Annotated in this window: 13 protein-coding genes; 4 read left to right on the top strand and 9 right to left on the bottom strand. The window is 40.7% G+C overall.

Annotation, left to right across the window (positions count from 1 at the left end; all coding sequences use genetic code 11):
* Positions 1-123: 123 nt before the first annotated feature.
* From WN50_RS28245 to WN50_RS28235, 3 genes are all read right to left on the bottom strand, one after another.
* A complete protein-coding gene (locus tag WN50_RS28245; protein WP_046280537.1) occupies positions 124-1,299 on the bottom strand; it encodes an NAD-dependent epimerase/dehydratase family protein in 1,176 nt (391 codons plus the stop codon).
* 82 nt (positions 1,300-1,381) lie between these two features.
* Positions 1,382-1,972, bottom strand: coding sequence for a chromophore lyase CpcT/CpeT (locus tag WN50_RS28240; RefSeq protein WP_046280536.1), 591 nt, complete (start codon positions 1,970-1,972; stop codon positions 1,382-1,384).
* Between the two features lie 39 nt (positions 1,973-2,011).
* Entirely contained in the window at positions 2,012-3,220 is a 1,209-nt protein-coding gene (locus WN50_RS28235) for an esterase-like activity of phytase family protein (RefSeq protein WP_046280535.1), read from the bottom strand.
* Positions 3,221-3,538: 318 nt separating this feature from the next.
* On the opposite strand from WN50_RS28235, the gene WN50_RS28230 reads away from it, so the two are divergent.
* Complete coding sequence (locus WN50_RS28230; RefSeq protein WP_046280534.1) at positions 3,539-4,867, top strand: tetratricopeptide repeat protein; 1,329 nt, start codon at positions 3,539-3,541, stop codon at positions 4,865-4,867.
* On the opposite strand, the gene WN50_RS28225 is transcribed toward WN50_RS28230, so the two are convergent.
* The 3 genes from WN50_RS28225 to WN50_RS28215 all read right to left on the bottom strand — a co-directional run bounded on the left by WN50_RS28225 (position 4,845) and on the right by WN50_RS28215 (position 8,945).
* Positions 4,845-7,070 carry a pentapeptide repeat-containing protein gene (locus WN50_RS28225; RefSeq protein ID WP_152964952.1) on the bottom strand — a complete coding sequence of 742 codons (2,226 nt, stop codon included), beginning with the start codon at positions 7,068-7,070 and terminating at the stop codon, positions 4,845-4,847. The two genes, WN50_RS28230 and WN50_RS28225, sit on opposite strands and share 23 nt — an antisense overlap.
* A gap of 631 nt (positions 7,071-7,701) precedes the next feature.
* Positions 7,702-8,019 carry a hypothetical protein gene (locus tag WN50_RS28220; RefSeq protein ID WP_046280533.1) on the bottom strand — a complete coding sequence of 106 codons (318 nt, stop codon included), beginning with the start codon at positions 8,017-8,019 and terminating at the stop codon, positions 7,702-7,704.
* A gap of 590 nt (positions 8,020-8,609) precedes the next feature.
* Positions 8,610-8,945, bottom strand: a complete 336-nt coding sequence (locus tag WN50_RS28215; protein ID WP_046280532.1) for a XisI protein — start codon at positions 8,943-8,945, stop codon at positions 8,610-8,612.
* A gap of 455 nt (positions 8,946-9,400) precedes the next feature.
* Here WN50_RS28215 and WN50_RS28210 point away from each other — a divergent pair, with 455 nt between their 5' ends.
* Positions 9,401-10,243, top strand: coding sequence for a hypothetical protein (locus WN50_RS28210; RefSeq protein WP_046280538.1), 843 nt, complete (start codon positions 9,401-9,403; stop codon positions 10,241-10,243).
* A gap of 237 nt (positions 10,244-10,480) precedes the next feature.
* Here WN50_RS28210 and WN50_RS28205 read toward each other — a convergent pair whose 3' ends face one another.
* Positions 10,481-12,367, bottom strand: a complete 1,887-nt coding sequence (locus WN50_RS28205; RefSeq protein WP_235441161.1) for a protein phosphatase 2C domain-containing protein — start codon at positions 12,365-12,367, stop codon at positions 10,481-10,483.
* A 147-nt stretch (positions 12,368-12,514) separates the two neighbouring features.
* Complete coding sequence (locus tag WN50_RS28200) at positions 12,515-13,756, bottom strand: RNA-guided endonuclease InsQ/TnpB family protein (protein ID WP_049561456.1); 1,242 nt, start codon at positions 13,754-13,756, stop codon at positions 12,515-12,517.
* Between the two features lie 219 nt (positions 13,757-13,975).
* On the opposite strand from WN50_RS28200, the gene WN50_RS28195 reads away from it, so the two are divergent.
* Positions 13,976-14,413, top strand: a complete 438-nt coding sequence (locus WN50_RS28195) for an NfeD family protein (protein WP_046278710.1) — start codon at positions 13,976-13,978, stop codon at positions 14,411-14,413.
* Between the two features lie 169 nt (positions 14,414-14,582).
* The gene (locus WN50_RS28190; protein ID WP_046278709.1) at positions 14,583-15,530 is read left to right on the top strand and encodes an SPFH domain-containing protein; all 948 of its coding nucleotides are present in this window, start codon (positions 14,583-14,585) and stop codon (positions 15,528-15,530) included.
* Between the two features lie 279 nt (positions 15,531-15,809).
* Here WN50_RS28190 and WN50_RS34945 read toward each other — a convergent pair.
* A partial coding sequence (locus WN50_RS34945) for a hypothetical protein (protein WP_049561453.1) occupies positions 15,810-17,191 on the bottom strand: 1,382 nt, incomplete at its 5' end.

The raw sequence follows: 17,191 nt of genomic DNA, 5'->3' as shown, positions 1-17,191 counted from the left end.
GGAATATGTAGAGACGTTATATACAATACCTCTACCCAATAATTGACTATTAACTGAAAAAGTTGGGTTTCACAATGTTCAACCCAACCTACTCTAGGAATGCGTTTGAATATCCGTTTCCGATTATTTTGCCATCTTCGCTGAACCGGGATTTCGCCAAGAAACTTTCGGTAAAATTTCGTTCTTGTCAACCCGATTCTTATATTTCATTGCAAAGTTCAACAACGAATCTAACAGGGAATCAGACAGATAATGAGGTTGTAATCCCAAATCCAACAAATTGGTATTTTTGGCGTTGAAATAATGATTTTCTAGTTCAACCCGGGGATTTTCCATATTTTGAATATCAACATCTAACCCCACTGCATTTCCGGCTTTCTTGACCATCATGGCTAAATCGCCAACGCTAAACATTTCGGTAAACTGGTTAAAGACACGGAATTGACCGGGTTCTGCGGGAGTCGCAATGGCTAATTCCACACAACGAACCGTATCCCGAATATCAAGAAATGCCCTAGTTTGTCCGCCTTTGCCATAAACGGTAAGCGGATGACCAATAGCGGCTTGAATACAGAAACGGTTTAAAGCAGTTCCAAATACACCATCATAGTCGAGACGATTAATCAACATTTCATCCATCCCGGTTTCATCGGTGAGAACCCCATAAACCACCCCTTGGTTTAAATCCGTCGCCCGTAGACCCCAGATTTTACACGCAAAATGGATATTATGGCTATCGTGAACCTTTGACAAATGATAGAAACTTCCGGGTTGCTTGGGATAGGGTAAAGTATCCTTACGCCCGTTGTGTTCAATGGTGATATAACCTTCTTCGATATCAATATTCGGAGTCCCGTATTCACCCATCGTTCCCAGTTTCACCAGATGACTGTCGGGGAAATGTTCGCGCATTGCGTATAAAATATTCAAAGTTCCCACGACGTTGTTAACTTGGGTGAGAACCGCGTGTTCCCGGTCTATCATGGAAAAGGGCGCTGACCGTTGTTCTCCGAAGTGAACAATCGCTCCGGGTTCAAACTCGAGTAAACTATCGAGCAGGAAGCTATAGTCGTTGATATCGCCCACATACAGGTCGATAGACTTCCCCGTTAAATCTTTCCAGCGTTGAATGCGTTGATGAATGGGTGCGATTGGGGTTAGGGTATCAATACAAAGCTGTTGATCCCAGTGTCGCCGGACTAAGTTATCTAATATCCCAACTTCATAGCCTCGGTTGGATAAATGGAGGGCTGTCGCCCAACCGCAGTAGCCATCACCACCAATTACCAGAACTTTCATAAACTCAATTGCATCTCGGTTTGCTGATACTGGGTTAATGTATCAGGAATTGGTACCCTGTGGACTGTTTTGTTTAAGTTGATTAAATTTTGACTTCTGACGCGAAACTCGCCCAACGCACAAATTCAAAGGGTCCGGCGACTGATCCCCAAATATGTTCATCGGTTTCGGGGTCTCGTCCTCGGTCATGGCTAACCATGCGGTTTTCATAGACTTCAAACCAACTATCGAGATAGGTGAGTTGACCTTTGCGTTCTACCATACACCCTTTTCCGGGTTCGACTTCTGCTTTGAAGCTGTGACCTGTCCAACGGGTGATAAAGCTACAACAGGGGAGTTTTTTTATTTGTTCCCGTTTGAGGTCTTTGAGGCGTTCTGGTTGACGGGAGGCACCGTAAAATTGATCTTGGTTATCAATGGAGTAGTTTTCGATCTCGATATAATCTTCCCGAGGAATGAATTTGAGAATTCGCACGCGATAGGGTTGATTCAGGATATAATCATAGGCCTGTTCGAGGTAGAGACTCACTCCGTCTAATAATTCTGTCGGTAACGGACGCATACAGACGCGAATATGCGCGAAAAAGGGCGGGTTTTCAAACGCCTGGGGTTGGTTGCTAAAATCAGAAGCCATCCAACGGGCTAAGGTGGCGATATCGGTTGAATGAGTCATTTTTCAGGAATTCGTAAATTTTTGATTAGGATAGCAAATTCAAGTTTGCTTGAGGCTGAATAACAAAAATTCTGTCGTTTCACTGTCATTCTCACTCATTAACAGTAAACTCTGACTACCATCAGCTAAACGGGGTCCTAATGTCATACTGGTGAGAGGATGAAGGGGAATGTTGAGTTGCTTGAAGTCGAGTAACAGTTTTTTCCGCAGGGGTTGAACTTTTCCCAGTTGTCCGCGTAAACTGGCTATTCTAGAGGTATCGGTGGCATCTCCTGTAAAGACTTGATAAATTTGACTCGAGGAGGGCGATCGCTCTAAACTGAGAAAGTATCCGCCTTGATTGAGAGCAACAATATCTGCTAACTGATGAGGTGAGGTTTCATCTGTTTCTAAGGGATAAAGATTTTCGGAGACGAGAAAAGATGCGCGATCGGCGATAACATAATGTAAGATTCGCAGTTTTGTTGCTGTATTAATATCAGTATCTTGAACTAAGGGTGCTGCGGTGGTCACAAATAACCGAAACGGATCTTTTCCACCCGGACTAAAGCCATCCGGTGCAATACTCATCGATTTAAACCCCAAGTTGGCTTGAATTCCTTGTTGTTGTTTTTCGTCTTCAATTGTAGGAATATAACTCGGCGGAATGGGAACGGTATTGCGAAGTTTTCCGGTTTGGAGATCAAATTCTCCAATCAAGGGTAAAGTCTGATTTTCTTCGATATTTTCTAGGGCGATAAATACTGAGTTTCGGGGCGAAAAGGTGAGGCTTTCGAGGTGAGTTGTCGTTGGGGGGAGAGGTAAACCCGACTGATCTTTGAGAATCGTTTCATTTTCGAGATTTACCTGATTTAAGGTAATCTGATCTTCTGAGGAGAAATCAAATTTTAGCGTGTAAAATTCTGGGGCATTTTCAGCCAAAGCATAGAAATGTGTTCCCGGTGTTGTACTATCGCTATAGCCGGGAAGTTCGTAGGTAATGGCAGATAGATGACTAATAGAATTATTATTAAATTCGCTAGGTTTGGGGAGTGAATATTCTCCTAAAAAGTCTAGGGAGAAGTCGAGAAATATTCGATCTTCTGCGGAAACTTGAGGTAACGCGCAGGATGTCAGGAGCGTTAAGAGTAAAATCATCGATCCCACAGACTGAAAGAGACGATGATGCCATTGACGCTGAATCACCTGGTGTTGTGATGCAGTGGGTTTGATGTTGTTGTGTTTGTTCACGATGCTTTTCTCAACCATCGCTGATATTATCCCATGCTTTCGCTTAGGCGTGGGAACACCGTTGAAATAAACTTCCCGGCTGCGATCGCCGATGGGGATTTTTTGTCGAAGTTCAACCTTGCCTTAAGTTCTCGTTTGTGCCAGAATCTATTGCAGTCTGGGCGGTTTGGCTTCTGTGATCTGTTGTGAACAAATCCGCTTTCGTCGCCGTCATCTTAAAATAGGTGACAATATGCCTAAATTGTACCCTATTGACAGTATAAACCATTTTTTCAGATTTTTACTGTTAAATTTAGACAATTTTTAGGAAATCAATTGATTGCTTGATAGAATTCTATGACAGGTAACATAACGCGAATTTGGTGCATTGTATTTTTGACGCTAATCAGTGTAATCTTCGGGATAAACAGTAGCAGTTTAACCGCTCTTTCTCAAGAAAACAACAGCCCTGAAGCCGAAGAAAATACTCAAGTTCTCGATCAATTTTCACCCAGTCCTTTAGAAAGTACCGAACCTGATCCATTGTTACCTAATCCTCCACCTGTTGGAGAAATATTGAGTGAAACACAACAGGAAAAACTGGCACCAGAATTAGATAAACTGAATGCAGAAGCGTTACTTTTACTCGAACAACAAGATGCTTTTGGTGCGTTTAGTTTATGGAGTCGGGAATTAAGATTACGGCGTTATTTTGGGTTATTACCGGAAATTGCAGCTTTACAACGAGTGGGTTTAATTGCATGGAATAACAGTCAACGTCTCTATCTTAAGTTCCTTGTAGAACGGTTAGAAACTATTTTACAACAGGTTAACTCTGAAGAAACGTTAAATCTTGAAATATTAGAAGCGTTAGGTACAGCTTTCAAAGAAACTCGGGAAAAAGAATCTGCGATTGAAACTTATCAAATTTTACTCGATTATGCGCGTCAACAGCAAGATCTTCTCAAAGAAGAACAGGCGTTAAGTGAAATGGGTCAAGTTTATCTGAGTTGGTTAGATTATCAGCCAGCAGCGCAAGCCTATGAACAATTATTAGAAACGCAACAACAGATTAAATTATTGCGAAGTGAAGGCATTTTACCGCCACCACCTCCCCCGCAAGTGAATGCAGAAGGTGAAACAGTTAATCAACCGAGTGAAGTCATCTCTCTTCAAGAGTTATCCTTTATTTATGAACAGTTAGATCAACCGTTAAAATCCATCGCCGCTAAAGAACGATTAGTGGGTTACTATTCTCAATTGCAAAATTTACAACCGATTCCGAATTTAAAATTAGCAATTGGTTTAAACTATGAAAAACTCGGTCAATTTCAGCAAGCCAGTCAGAATTATCAAGAGGCTTATACAATAGCTACACCGATTCAGCAACTCGCCAATGCCAGCGACGCCTTGGGGAGATTAGCTCGATTATATCGCGCTCAAAACCAAAGTCAAACTGCTCTTGAATTATACCAAGCCCAGTTGTTAATTGAGCAGCAATCCTACAATTTTTATGGAATGATGGATGCTTATGATAACATCGGTCAGATTTATTTTGATCAAAGAGCCTATCAACGAGCTTTAGCGGCTTATCAACAAGGCTTACAAATTGCTCAACAGTTGAAATATCGAGAAGATCATTTCGTTAAACGGATTGAAGTTGTTAATCGACAAATTGCTCCGTAAGGGTTTCGTGACCGATATCGACTTGATCTAAGTGTAATTGATGTTTGAGAAAATCGGGCAATCCTGAACAGTTTTCAAAGGTTGCTCCTTGTAGATCCGTTTGGGTTAAAAAACTACCAAATAAATTGCTATTGACTAAGTTAGCATGAGAAAGATTAGCTTGCATCAACTCCGCATGGCGAATTGAAGCATAGCTTAGATTGGCTTGAGAGAGGTTTGTTTGTGTTAAATTTGCTCGGGTTAAATCGGCGTGAGACAGGTTAGCCTGAGTTAAATTTGCATGAGAAAAGTTGGTATGTCGCAGGTAGCTATAACTCAGGTTTGTTTCTGGCAATTGGGCGGCGTAGAGGTTAGCGCCACTGAAATTAACTTTCACTAAATTGGCTTGAGAGAGGTTAACGTGGCTTAAACTTGCACGATACAGGTTTGCGCCTCTGAGGTAAGCGTGATCAAGGTTGGCTTGGTTGAGGTTAACTTGTTTAAGATCGGCATAAGAAAGGTTCGCACCTCGTAAGTCAGCACCTCGTAAATTAGCACCTCGTAAGTTAGCATAACTGAGATTAGCACCTTGCAAATTGGCACCTTTGAGGTTGGCACATTCTAAATTAGCCCGAGATAAATTGGTTTGACTTAAATTCGCAGCATTCAAACTTGCCGCCATTAAATTAGCTGCGTGTAAATTGGCACCTTTGAGGTTGGCATGACCTAATTTTGCACTGGTTAAACTGGCATTGGTGAGGTTTGTTTCTTGGAGATCGGCTCGACGTAAATCGGCTTTTATTAGGCTAGCATCGCTTAAGTCTGCATGATTTAAGTTGGCAATTAAAAGCTGAGTTTCGTTTAAAACAGCACCGCTCAGGTTGGCTAGGGTGAGGTTGGCTAACCGCAAATCTGCTTGAATCAGATCCATTCCTCGTAAATCAGTTTCTCTGAGGTTAGCCCCTTTGAGATCAGCACCACTGAGGTTAAGAATTCTCAGGTTTGTTTGACGTAAATCAGGGCCTTTAAATTGACAAAATAACCGATAGGTGTCTAGTTCTGTCGCTGATTCTTCGCAAGTTTGAGTCTGATTGAGGTTGACTAAATGATATTGAACGTTGGCGGTGAATAGTGTAAAAACGAGATTGAAAACTTCCAAAAATTTGATAAAATGCTGACATTGTTGTTCTTCATAGTTTTGATAGTATTCAATCAGATTGGCAATACAACATTCTAAATAGCCTTGAGCCGATTTACAAACTAAAGTGGTTTTTAGTAACAGAATGACCAGAGTCAGATAGTTTCCCCGTTCAACTAATAAACTAAACGGGGGGGAAGGAGATTGATTATTTTCGGTGGTCAGCAGTCTAACTAATTGTTTGCAGGTTTTAGAGATTTGAGTCTTAGTGATGGTTTTGAAATTATGTTGAGAGTCAAATTTCTGGAGTTTGAAATGCAAAGTCTCTCGAATCTGATTGGCTGGATATCGAGAACAAACATGAAGCATTAAATAGTTGAGAAGGCTTTCTTTGAAATCTTGATAGTTAAAGTTTTGCGTCTGTTCTATAAACATATCCGCTTGATGAGCATAACTTAAAACACGCTCAGTCGAGATGGTTTTTTTGATTAAATTAATCGCTTCGTCCCCTAATTGAGTCGGGTTAGTAGGTTTTTGAGTTTGTGATCCTGGACATTGAGAACGCGCCACATACATGGCAAGATCAAATTTATATTTATCTTTGAGTTGTTGTGCTAAGTTGGCTGTAACTTTGTGTTGGACTTGAGATTGACTGCGATTAATTTGGGTTGATAATAAATAAGAACGATAGCGGTTGACCCATTGTGTGTCTGAGTTTAAAGCATAGTTCCGAATGTCTTGATAATCTTGAGTTTGTAAGAAGTTATAAGTCCATTTTCTCAGAAGGTTGACACTCGGAGAAATTCGTTCTTCTTGATAGTTTGCAGATTCGATGCGTTCAAATAGAGCTTCTGTGAATTCCTGTTGTTTGTTAATTGTCCAGTTATTAATTAATATGTAAAATGATTGTTTGATTGTGGCTGAAAAGATGGACTGGATCTGATCAATAACGATGCGATTTAAAGCTTGATTGACTGCCTCATTTTGAGTACAGTTTAAATTGACAAAAATTTGTTCAAATTCATCAATGACTTTCTCGGGAATCCATTGATTAACAATTTGAATCATAAATTGACAGATTGACACTTGCAACTGCTCAGTTTTAGAATAAAAATCAGAGTTATGCAACGTTGAATCTGTATAAGAAAGATAACTTTCTTGAGTTGCTTTATTGATCACAGTAGAAGCCCCTTAGTAGATTGAATCCTGATGGATTATTAGTCACTCCAATCAATTCTGTACATAGTATAAGCTATGTGAGGCTTGATCCCTGATAAATCTTTTGAAATCTTTAAGATTATTTACCTGAATTAATAACTCAACGTTGTCAATTTTTTCTATTTTAATCCTTCTCAAGTTGCTACAATAGATCAAGAGAAACCCCCAATCAACCTCCCACACTTAAACCCTCACAATCAACAAGCTTAATCAAACACCAACTCCAATCAATCAGAAGGGCACCGGGTAAGGGTAAACAACTCTGTAACTCAACAGAACCATTCAATAGAGCAAGTTATGTCTGCAATTGTAGAGGGAGTAAATTGCTCATGTAGGCTCATTGTGAACATTTGTTCAAATCCTGTGAGTCTAGATGTAGACTCGCATCTACTTGTATCTACTTCTTGAGGAGTTGAGCTTATGCAGTTGATCTCCCTAAGTTCTGCTGTGAAATGATAACAGTGGAAATTACAGCGACATGAAACTCATCTGATCTGTCTTAAGCTGACAAATGTCTGAACTTTAGTCCTAAAATTACATCATCCCACTCAGTCCCCAAATAACTGATTGTGTGGGTGATGCTATTGATACAGTAGAAACCGTCTAGTTCAGAATAGCTATCTGCTAAAATTCTCAACTCATTACTAAACTCATGTTGAGTCACAAACTGAACATTTCGTTTGACTTCCCAGTTGCTTTCATCAGCGTAAAAATAAATATCATCACCTGATTTTTCGAGCAACAATACCCCCTTAACCTTGCGAATGGCAATATGGGGCGGAATACGACGCGGATGATGTCCTTGAACAATATTCATAGAAGCCTCCTCCTTCTCCAAATGAGGTTAGCCTTAGCTAGTTTTTAAAAGTCTACATGATTCTACGGAAGTTACCCCGTAGTTTCCGCTTGCTATCATTCCAATGTGCTGGTTCTATAAGCTGAAGCCAAAAGTCTTCAGACAACGGAACAGCCTTGAAGCGAATACAAGTCTGCTGTTGGACGGCATGGATATAGATTAACTGATCGTTTGAAGCTTTGGCAACTCACAAACTCTCAAGATGATTGGATCGAAAACGACTTAACCCATAAATCGTTGAATCGAGGTTCTCCAGAGTCCAAAGACTTAACGCAAGTAGAATAGCATAATTTAAGTATTCTTCAAAGGTTAGGTTTTTTCTTCTGTATCAATATTTTAACAAAATTTTTGGCTTTAGAATAAAGTATTCCCTAAAGAATAAAACAAACACCAGCTTTTACCTCTTGTCAAGGTATAAATTCTATCAATTTCAAATCTAAGTCAATAAATGGTCTACCGTTATACTGAAACCTAAAAGGAGTTTCTGGATTCTCAGGTTCTCTGTTATTATGGGGTTAAAATTACGTTAAAACTGAGGATGAATTACAATATTATTCAACTGCAAATTCTGTAAATTGACGTTTAAAGGGAGAATGAAACCCTAAGACAATATCCTGTTTCGCTACACCCCGCTCGACTAATTCATTGGCGATTCCCCCTTCAGTTCCATCATGTTGAATCCAGATTTTCCCATTTTTAATATCTAAATGTAAAACACAACCATAAATACGTCGTTTATTAGACCAACCCACATGAACCACTTGATAGCGATCGCGCAGAGTATCGAAAATTATCTCAGCTTCGACCTCTTCATTACTCGCTTTAATTTCACTATAAGCTTGTAATAATTCTTGAACCAGTTGACGGTATTGTTCTACTTTTTCCATTGGATAATTACCTGATTCATTATGTTAATTCTTCACAACTCCCAACGCTTTTAAGGTTTTTATTGTTATCATAAATTATCTGATCGCCCTTTTGACATTTCATTTTTAAATCGGTAAAATGTCGGTGAGGCGATCGCTTGATGTTAGTGACTCAAGTTTTTATTTTTTTAACATCTGTAAGGCTTGAAAAGCCAGAAAGAAGAATCCTGCTGATCCCAAGATGGCTAGAAGGGGTTCAACGAGTCCTGGTGTAAACAGTTCATCCATGATGATTTCTCCTAAAATGATGAATTTTCCGATTCAATACAGAATCAAGCGATTCGCTAAACTAGAGCAGTTCTCAACCCCAATTATACTTGAAAAGATAGCTGTTCATTCTCAATGGAAATCATCTATAATAATAACAGTTTGAAAATTACTTTCCTGTGGCTCATTGCTGATTGTCAGCTTTTATTGTGTCCTATTACTTGAAACCGGGCTATAAACCTCAATCCCGAGATACGACTCCCGAAGTCGATTTATTTGGGTTTGGGTTACTGAAACAGCGTTCTCCCTCACAACGGCTACAAATGGGTGCTGCGATGAACCAAAATGCTCGTCAGTTTGCGATTACTTGCTTTCGTCAACGCTTTTCAGACTTCTCTGATACACAACTGGCTCAAAAACTAGCCTTAGCTTGGTTAGGAGAGGAGAATTGTGCTTATTCTATTGTCACTCAAAATCAAATGAATTGGATTCAAGATTCAATTGCCTTAGCTGGGACGTTACACCCTATTTTTGAATCCCTGAATATTTCCTATTTTATCACAGGAGGAGTTGCAGCGATCGCTTATGGGGAAGTTCGCACCACTCGGGATCTCGATATTGTTATCTTGATTCACCCCCAGGATATCACTTTATTAGTCACTGAATTAGAAAGGGTTGGGTTTTACATTCCCGGTGTAGAAGATATTATCGAGAATCGAATGCGAATCTTGCAAGTGACTCACATCGAAACTATCTCTCGTGCTGACTTAATATTAGCCCGTGATGACGAATTTGAGCGACTTCAATTTAAACGGAGACAACAATATGAAATTCCAAGTGGAATAAAAGTTAACTTAGCCTCTCCAGAAGATATCATACTCAATAAGCTTCAATGGAGAAGTCCTAGTGAGTCGGAGAAGCAATGGCGGGATGTTTTAGGGATATTGAAAGTACAGGGAGAATTCCTCGACTTCAACTATCTTAACGATTGGTCAAATCGTTTGGGATTTGCAGAAGATTTACAACAAGCAAGGATAGAAGCTGGACTTTAATTTTATTGATAATATTTTTCACTTATTTTTGAAAAGCTTAATTTTTCTCTGTGTTATATAGCAGTCGAAGCCTTTGATTAGGACACTGTTTTTCTGTCAAATCCTTTTATGATAAAGGTTTCAATTCTGTCTCCTGTCTCCTGTCTCCTGACTTCTGCTATACATTATCAGGCTTAAATTATTGGCTAAAAAATTCCGATAGGCGCAAACCGAGTGCGCCCCTAAAAATATCAGGATTTAACTATTTTTCAAGTTTCTTTGTACGGTTTCCTTTTGAGGTTCAGGTTCAGTTGAACGATTAACCTGGAACCAAATCGCTAAACCCCCACCAATCACTAAGACTGCAATTCCAAGAACGAGTAGAATTTGTTGCCATTTCTTCAAACCCAAACTTTGAGGTTGGGGTTGCTTTTCTGATTCTTCCTCATCATACATTAATGCCTTAGAAGCTTCTGTGAGTTCCGACTCAATCTCATCAGGAATACTGGGTTTTGCTGCGGTATCAATCAGAATTAATTTTTGAGGTGAAACCCCGCAATACGTTAAGACAACCGAAGTATTATCGTGACCATTGTGAGTATTCGCTAAATTAACCCAGCCTTCAACGGCAGACTCTAAAGACTTTTCACCTTGTAACACCGCAGGGGCATAAGCCGCCCAAGATTTTTCGACCCAATCATTATCACTTAAGCCATCAGAACATAACAATAATAAACCATCTTCTTCGATAATAAATCGCTGTACCGTTGGGCGCAAAAATTCGGCTTCTCGGGTTCCAACCGCTTGAGTTAACGCCCCTGCATCTCGACGTTGAGAGGCTTCCCAATAGAGACTGTTACCATATTTAACTTCTCTTGTTGCCACATCATCATCAACCGTTAGGGCTTGACAAGAATCACGAGTCATCCAATAAGCCCGACTATCACCAACATTAACAATATACAATTCGTGAGCATTTTTCAACTCAGAACCTTGAGCCGTTTTCAACTTTTGAGGCAGTTGTAACGCCAGGACTAACGTTGTTCCCATGCGTTGGCGTAACTCCCGTTTTTGTTCGTTATTTTGAGCGGAAATCACATTATTAACAACACGGGTAATTTCTTGCAGTTGATCGATAATTAACTCCGGGGGTGTTAAGCCATCTTGTGAGGTAATTTCTGCTAAAAAAGTCGCCATCAAGGGTTTAATTGATTTCACCGCTAATTGACTAGCAACTTCTCCGCCATCGTGACCCCCAACTCCATCACAAACCAGACTTAAATGAGGAATTAACTGATAATTGGGATAACTATCAACCTGTTCTAAATCGGCCTTGGTCGGATAACAACTATCTTCATTATGCGATCGCACAGGCCCCGTATCACTGTGACCTGCAACGGCTAAATGTAAAGGCAATTGAGCCGCCTGTTGTAACAAAATGTGATTCAGTTTATCAGTAATCGTTTCTAAAGAGGGGTGAGAAACTTGCATGAGTTTATAAATCTCTTGCAAAGGTTTCTGCACTTCATCGTGAGCCGTTTCAATAAAAGCCGACCAAAATTCAGCCAAATCTTTCAAAGTCGGCTGCACTTTTCCCTGATGCAATTGCATTAATCTAATCCGCCAACCATCGGTGCGAATATTATCCTTAACCAAGAGACTGTAAGCCGTACCTTGTTGAGATAACGGAGTCCAAAGTTGCAACATTTGCCACAACCAATACACCTGACGAACAGTTTTCGTTTTCGGCCAAACTTCCACCATCGAAGGCAAAAGGCTACCTCTAGCATCAACCGGAATATTATCCAATAATAAAATCTCTTCCCCTTCATGGGCTGCACCCAAATGATAAATCCCGTGAACTCCCGGAAGATGCAGGCGATAGGGATGCAGGTACAAATAAGGCAAAATCGCGTCTGTCACCGAGTTAGGAATAGTCGGAGGTACGGCAGGTTTGGTATCCAGCCAAATCTGAGGCGCACCCACATAATAGCGATTTCCGACAGTCTGTCCCGGTTGAATTTGACTAGCGGCTGAACCCATCGCCCACAGATAGCGATAATTCAGTTGAGTTTGACAAGTCTCGCAAACTTGAGAACCGATGGCGTTGCGAGGCTGAGGACAGGTCGGGTTTGGGCAGTACATTGGTGGCTGTGATGCACTGCTAATTTGGAATAGTTTTTGTAAAGACACTCGTCAAGATATATTGCTTAAGGACTCAACTTAGAAAAATTCAAATTTGACCTCCTCTCGACGCCAACACATTCGTTTTTGGCGCGGGTACCCTACGCCTCACAACTTGGGTTTCTGCTTCTTTCTCTTGCTTGAAGAGCTTTTCGCACCTGGCTTAACAGATTTATTCTGTTCGGCTCTTACGGTGGCTCCACAGACAAGCCACTGCGGTCTTGGGGTCTCCCCAAGTAGAGCAAGTGGCGCTGACACTGCGAGTCCCGCAGCCAAAATATTAATTGAGGCGTTAATATCGCGGTCGTGGTGAGAATTGCACTTAGGACAATCCCACTCTCTGATATTCAACGGCATTTTTTCGGCGATATACCCACAATTCGAGCATCGCTTTGAACTGGGAAACCAACGATCTATTTTGATTAATTCTCTTCCGTACCACTCAGCTTTGTAAGTGAGTTGTCGGACAAGTTCTCCCCAGTTCGCATCGCTGATTGCTCTAGCTAGCTTATGGTTTTTGACCATGTTCTTTACAGCCAAATCTTCAACTACTATCGTTTGATTTTCACGAATTAGTTGAGTGGTTAGCTTGTGAGTATAATCACGGCGAGTATCGGCAATTTTTGCGCTTATTCGAGCTACTTTAACCCGGGCTTTCTCTCTATTCAGAGAACCTTTGATTTTCCGGCTTAAAGACTTTTGAGCAAGTCGAAGTTTTTTATATAGCTTATCAAAGTGCTTGGGATTATAAACTTTCACACCATCAGACGTGGTGAACAGACTGGTAATTCCCAGATCAATTCCCACTTTTTTATCGACAGGTTTCAGTTTGTGGTCTACTGAATCGTCAATTCTCAAAGAAACAAACCATCTTCCACTCGGGTCTAATTTGACTGTGATAGTAGAAGGACTACATCCTGTAGGAAGCTGACGGCTCCATCGAATTGATAGAGGCTCCTTGCACTTGGCAATGTAGACTTGACCGTTTTTCCAGTTAAATGCAGCTTTACTAAATTCCGCACTTCCACCGTTACGTTTTTTCTTGAAGTTGGGATATTTTGTCCGACCCGCAAAGAAGTTGGTAAAAGCGGTTTGCAAGTGCCTTAAACTCTGCTGAAGCGGAACACTACTGACCTCGTTTAAAAAGTCTAATTCCTCCTCTTTTTTCCACTTTGTCAGCATCGAAGAAGTTTGAGAATACCCTACCCGCTCTTTCTGTTTATACCACGCTTCGGTTCGCGCCGCCAGTGCTTTGTTGTACACCAGACGGACGCACCCCAATGTCCTCCTCAACAGATCTTCCTGTTCAGGAGTTGGATAGAACCTAAATTTGAGAGCTTTTTCAACCATGTCTTACAGTTTACCACGAAACTTGTAAGTTGTTTGTTTGGTCGCGATTCCCGAACGTCGCCAACATTTTATTTATGGCGCGGGTCTTCTCGCTTCATTAAGATAAAATGATTGTAGCCCAAGGCTGGATTGTTCTGAGTTTTACTCTCCATTGCAGAACAATCGCTCATGTGTCACCCCTGCGGTGCTGATGCCTGCGTTCTCTCCCAAGAATCGCCTATGTTAGTCAATCCGACAATCTTTTGGTTAGTGGCTGGACTGTTGCTCTGCTTGATGGAATTGTTTGTTCCGACGGCATTTGTTGAATTAATGATGGGATTCAGTGCGCTAATCGTGGCTGGAGTGTCGTTAATTGTTCCCTATGCTAACTTACAAGTGCTACTGTGGATGATCCTATCGCTAGGCTCAATTGTTGGGCTACGACGATGGCTTCCGAACCGTCGAGTTGCTACGATTGAAGATGCACAAGAAGCGGAAACTTTAACGGAAATTTTACCCGGTCAAACGGGTCGAGTTTTGTATGAAGGGAATTCTTGGCGAGCGCGTTTGGAAGCGGGGGAAATGGCGATCGCTCCTCATCAAAGGGTAATTGTGATTGGACGCGAAGGCAATACCCTGATTGTGATCTCAGAAAAGTTACTGAATGCTTCAGAATGATTAAGATTTAATGAATTTTTTTCCGAAACTGGAGATTTCCGAGATGCAAGCTTTCTAAACTGTAGATCAATAAACAGAGGAGAATTTGTTTAAGTTTGGTATTTGTGTCATCAGTAATTCAACTTATTTTTGTTTAACTGAACATTATTAAATCTTGAGGTAACTCAAAATGGAACAATTCTTTTTACTGATCATGCTGGCTTTGGGAGGTTCGGGTCTGGCTGGAGCGGTCAAAATTGTCAACCAAGGTGATGAAGCGTTAGTTGAAACCCTGGGAAGATATAACGGTCGAAAGCTGAAACCTGGCTTAAGTTTTGTGGTTCCTTTTTTGGATCGAGTCGCCTATAAAGAAACGATTCGAGAACAAGTTTTAGACATTCCTCCCCAACAATGTATTACTCGAGATAATGTTTCGATTAGTGTGGATGCGGTTGTTTATTGGCGAATTATGGACTTAGAAAAAGCCTGCTACAAAGTCAATAATTTGCAAGCGGCGATGGAGAATTTAGTCCGCACTCAAATTCGTTCAGAAATGGGTCAACTTGAACTCGATCAAACCTTTACCGCCCGTACAGAAGTCAATGAAATCTTATTACGAGATCTTGATATTGCCACTGATCCTTGGGGCGTGAAAGTGACTCGGGTAGAGTTACGCGATATTTGTCCGGCGAAAGCGGTAATGGATGCAATGGAGTTACAAATGTCGGCGGAACGACAAAAACGGGCGGCGATTTTAAAGTCTGAAGGTGAACGAGATTCTGCGATTAATAGTGCGCGAGGTCATGCAGAAGCCCAAGTTTTGGATGCAGAAGCCCATCAAAAGGCGATGATTTTAGAAGCCCAAGCCCTACGTCAAACCCAAGTGTTGAAAGCCCATGCAACCGCCGAAGCCCTGCAAATTATTACCAAAGTTCTCAGCAATGATCCCAAAGCTTATGAAGCCTTGCAATTTTTACTGGCTCAAGGTTATATGGATATGGGAACCGCAATTGGCAATAGCGAAAGTAGCAAAGTGATGTTTATTGATCCGCGTAGTATTCCCGCAACAATTGAGGGAATGAAGGCAATTGTTGGGGATAATAATCTACAGAATTCTGAGTTGAAAAAGCCCTTTTAACCGTAAGATTGTTATAGCAGTAAGCAAGCGTGTTTACAACTAATTTGTGTTCTTTGTGTCTTTGTGTTCAAATGAAACTTGCTGCTTGTAAAGATACCAGCACTGACTGCTATACCTCAAATAAAAGACTAGGGTGGGTTGAGCCTATCCTATTTTTTTGAAATCTCATGCAAGACAAATCTACGCCTTGGAAAACAGTAAAAGAAGGCAGTTTTACCCTCTTTTACCATCAATAATTGTAACACTTAAATCTGATAATTTGCTCAATTTATGCTGAGTCTAAGCTTTTCTCTTCAGTATTCCCACGATTGTAATACAACCCAGTCCGAGAAGCATTCCAGGTTCAGGTACGGCTGTGGCTACCAACGTTCCTGTAACATTACTAGATCGAGGAATAAAGATATTAGAAGAACCGGGTTGAATTCCAATTGCAAGGCTTAGGGAATCTAACACCTCTGCTAACTGATAATCAAATCCAAATTCAGTCGGAATCGGTTGAGTTAGTAACTCTGCCACCAGATTTTTATTGAGGATTTCCCAGAAGTCTGTTTCATTGGGATAATTGACTAATAACGCTTGAATGTAATTGGAAATTTGAGTAAAGTCTGGATACTCAAACGGATTATTTTCTCCAATTCCGTTGACATAATCGTAGCTGGCAACGAGATCAATAACGCTTTGACCTTGATGTTCAACCGCGTAATTTTCTAATGCAAATGACCAAGATTCATCTAAAGCAACTTCTGTTCCTGGTGTTCCTGTGACTGTACTAGATCGAGGAATAAAGACACCTGAAGAACCGGGTTGTATCCCAATTCCAATGGTGAAGGATTCTAACACCTCTGCTAATTGATAATCAAATCCAAATTCAGTGGGAATCGGTTGAGTTAGTAAGTCTGTCACCAGATTTTTATTGAGGATTTCCCAGAAATCAGTTTCATTGGGATAATTAGCTAAGAACCCTTCAACATAATTTAAAATTTGAGTAAAATCTGGATACTCAAACGGATTATCTTTTCCAATTCCTTCTACATAATCGTAGCTGGCAACGAGATCAATAACGCTTTGACCTTGATGTTCAACCGCGTAATTTTCTAATGCAAATGACCAAGATTCATCTAAAGCAACTTCTGTTCCTGGTGTTCCTGTGACGATACTAGAACGTGGAACAAAAACGTCACTAGAACCCGGTTTTATCCCAATTTCAACGGTGAGAGAATCTAGGACATTGGCTAACTGATAATCAAATCCAAATGCAGTCGGAATGGGTTGAGTTAGTAAGTCTGTCACCAGATTTTTATTGAGGATTTCCCAGAAATCAGTTTCATTGGGATAATTAGCTAAGAACCCTTCAACATAATTGGAAATTTGAGTAAAGTCTGGATATTCAAAGGGATCATTTTCCCCAATTCCTTCTACATAATCGTAGCTAACCAATAAGTCAATAACGCTTTGACCTTGATGTTCAACCGCGTAATCTTTAAATGCAAATGACCAAGATTCATCTAACGTGACTTCAGTTCCTGGTGTTCCTGTGACAATACTAGAACGTGGAACAAAAACGTCACTAGAACCCGGTTTTATCCCAATTTCAACGGTGAGGGAATCTAACACCTCTGCTAACTGATAATCAAATCCAAATGCAGTTGGAATGGGTTCAG

Source organism: Limnoraphis robusta CS-951, from assembly GCF_000972705.2.
The sequence above is the reverse complement of the archived record's forward strand: the minus strand, read 5'-3'. Positions and strand labels throughout refer to the sequence as shown.

Excerpts from the sequence above, each read along its gene's own strand:
- WN50_RS28245 (WP_046280537.1), bottom strand. The coding sequence starts at position 1,299 with ATGAAAGTTCTGGTAATTGGTGGTGATGGCTACTGCGGTTGGGCGACA.
- WN50_RS28230 (WP_046280534.1), top strand. The coding sequence starts at position 3,539 with ATGACAGGTAACATAACGCGAATTTGGTGCATTGTATTTTTGACGCTA.
- WN50_RS28215 (WP_046280532.1), bottom strand. The coding sequence starts at position 8,945 with ATGGAAAAAGTAGAACAATACCGTCAACTGGTTCAAGAATTATTACAA.
- WN50_RS28205 (WP_235441161.1), bottom strand. The coding sequence starts at position 12,367 with ATGTACTGCCCAAACCCGACCTGTCCTCAGCCTCGCAACGCCATCGGT.
- WN50_RS28220 (WP_046280533.1), bottom strand. The coding sequence starts at position 8,019 with ATGAATATTGTTCAAGGACATCATCCGCGTCGTATTCCGCCCCATATT.
- WN50_RS28195 (WP_046278710.1), top strand. The coding sequence starts at position 13,976 with ATGTTAGTCAATCCGACAATCTTTTGGTTAGTGGCTGGACTGTTGCTC.
- WN50_RS28200 (WP_049561456.1), bottom strand. The coding sequence starts at position 13,756 with ATGGTTGAAAAAGCTCTCAAATTTAGGTTCTATCCAACTCCTGAACAG.
- WN50_RS28240 (WP_046280536.1), bottom strand. The coding sequence starts at position 1,972 with ATGACTCATTCAACCGATATCGCCACCTTAGCCCGTTGGATGGCTTCT.
- WN50_RS28235 (WP_046280535.1), bottom strand. The coding sequence starts at position 3,220 with ATGGTTGAGAAAAGCATCGTGAACAAACACAACAACATCAAACCCACT.
- WN50_RS28190 (WP_046278709.1), top strand. The coding sequence starts at position 14,583 with ATGGAACAATTCTTTTTACTGATCATGCTGGCTTTGGGAGGTTCGGGT.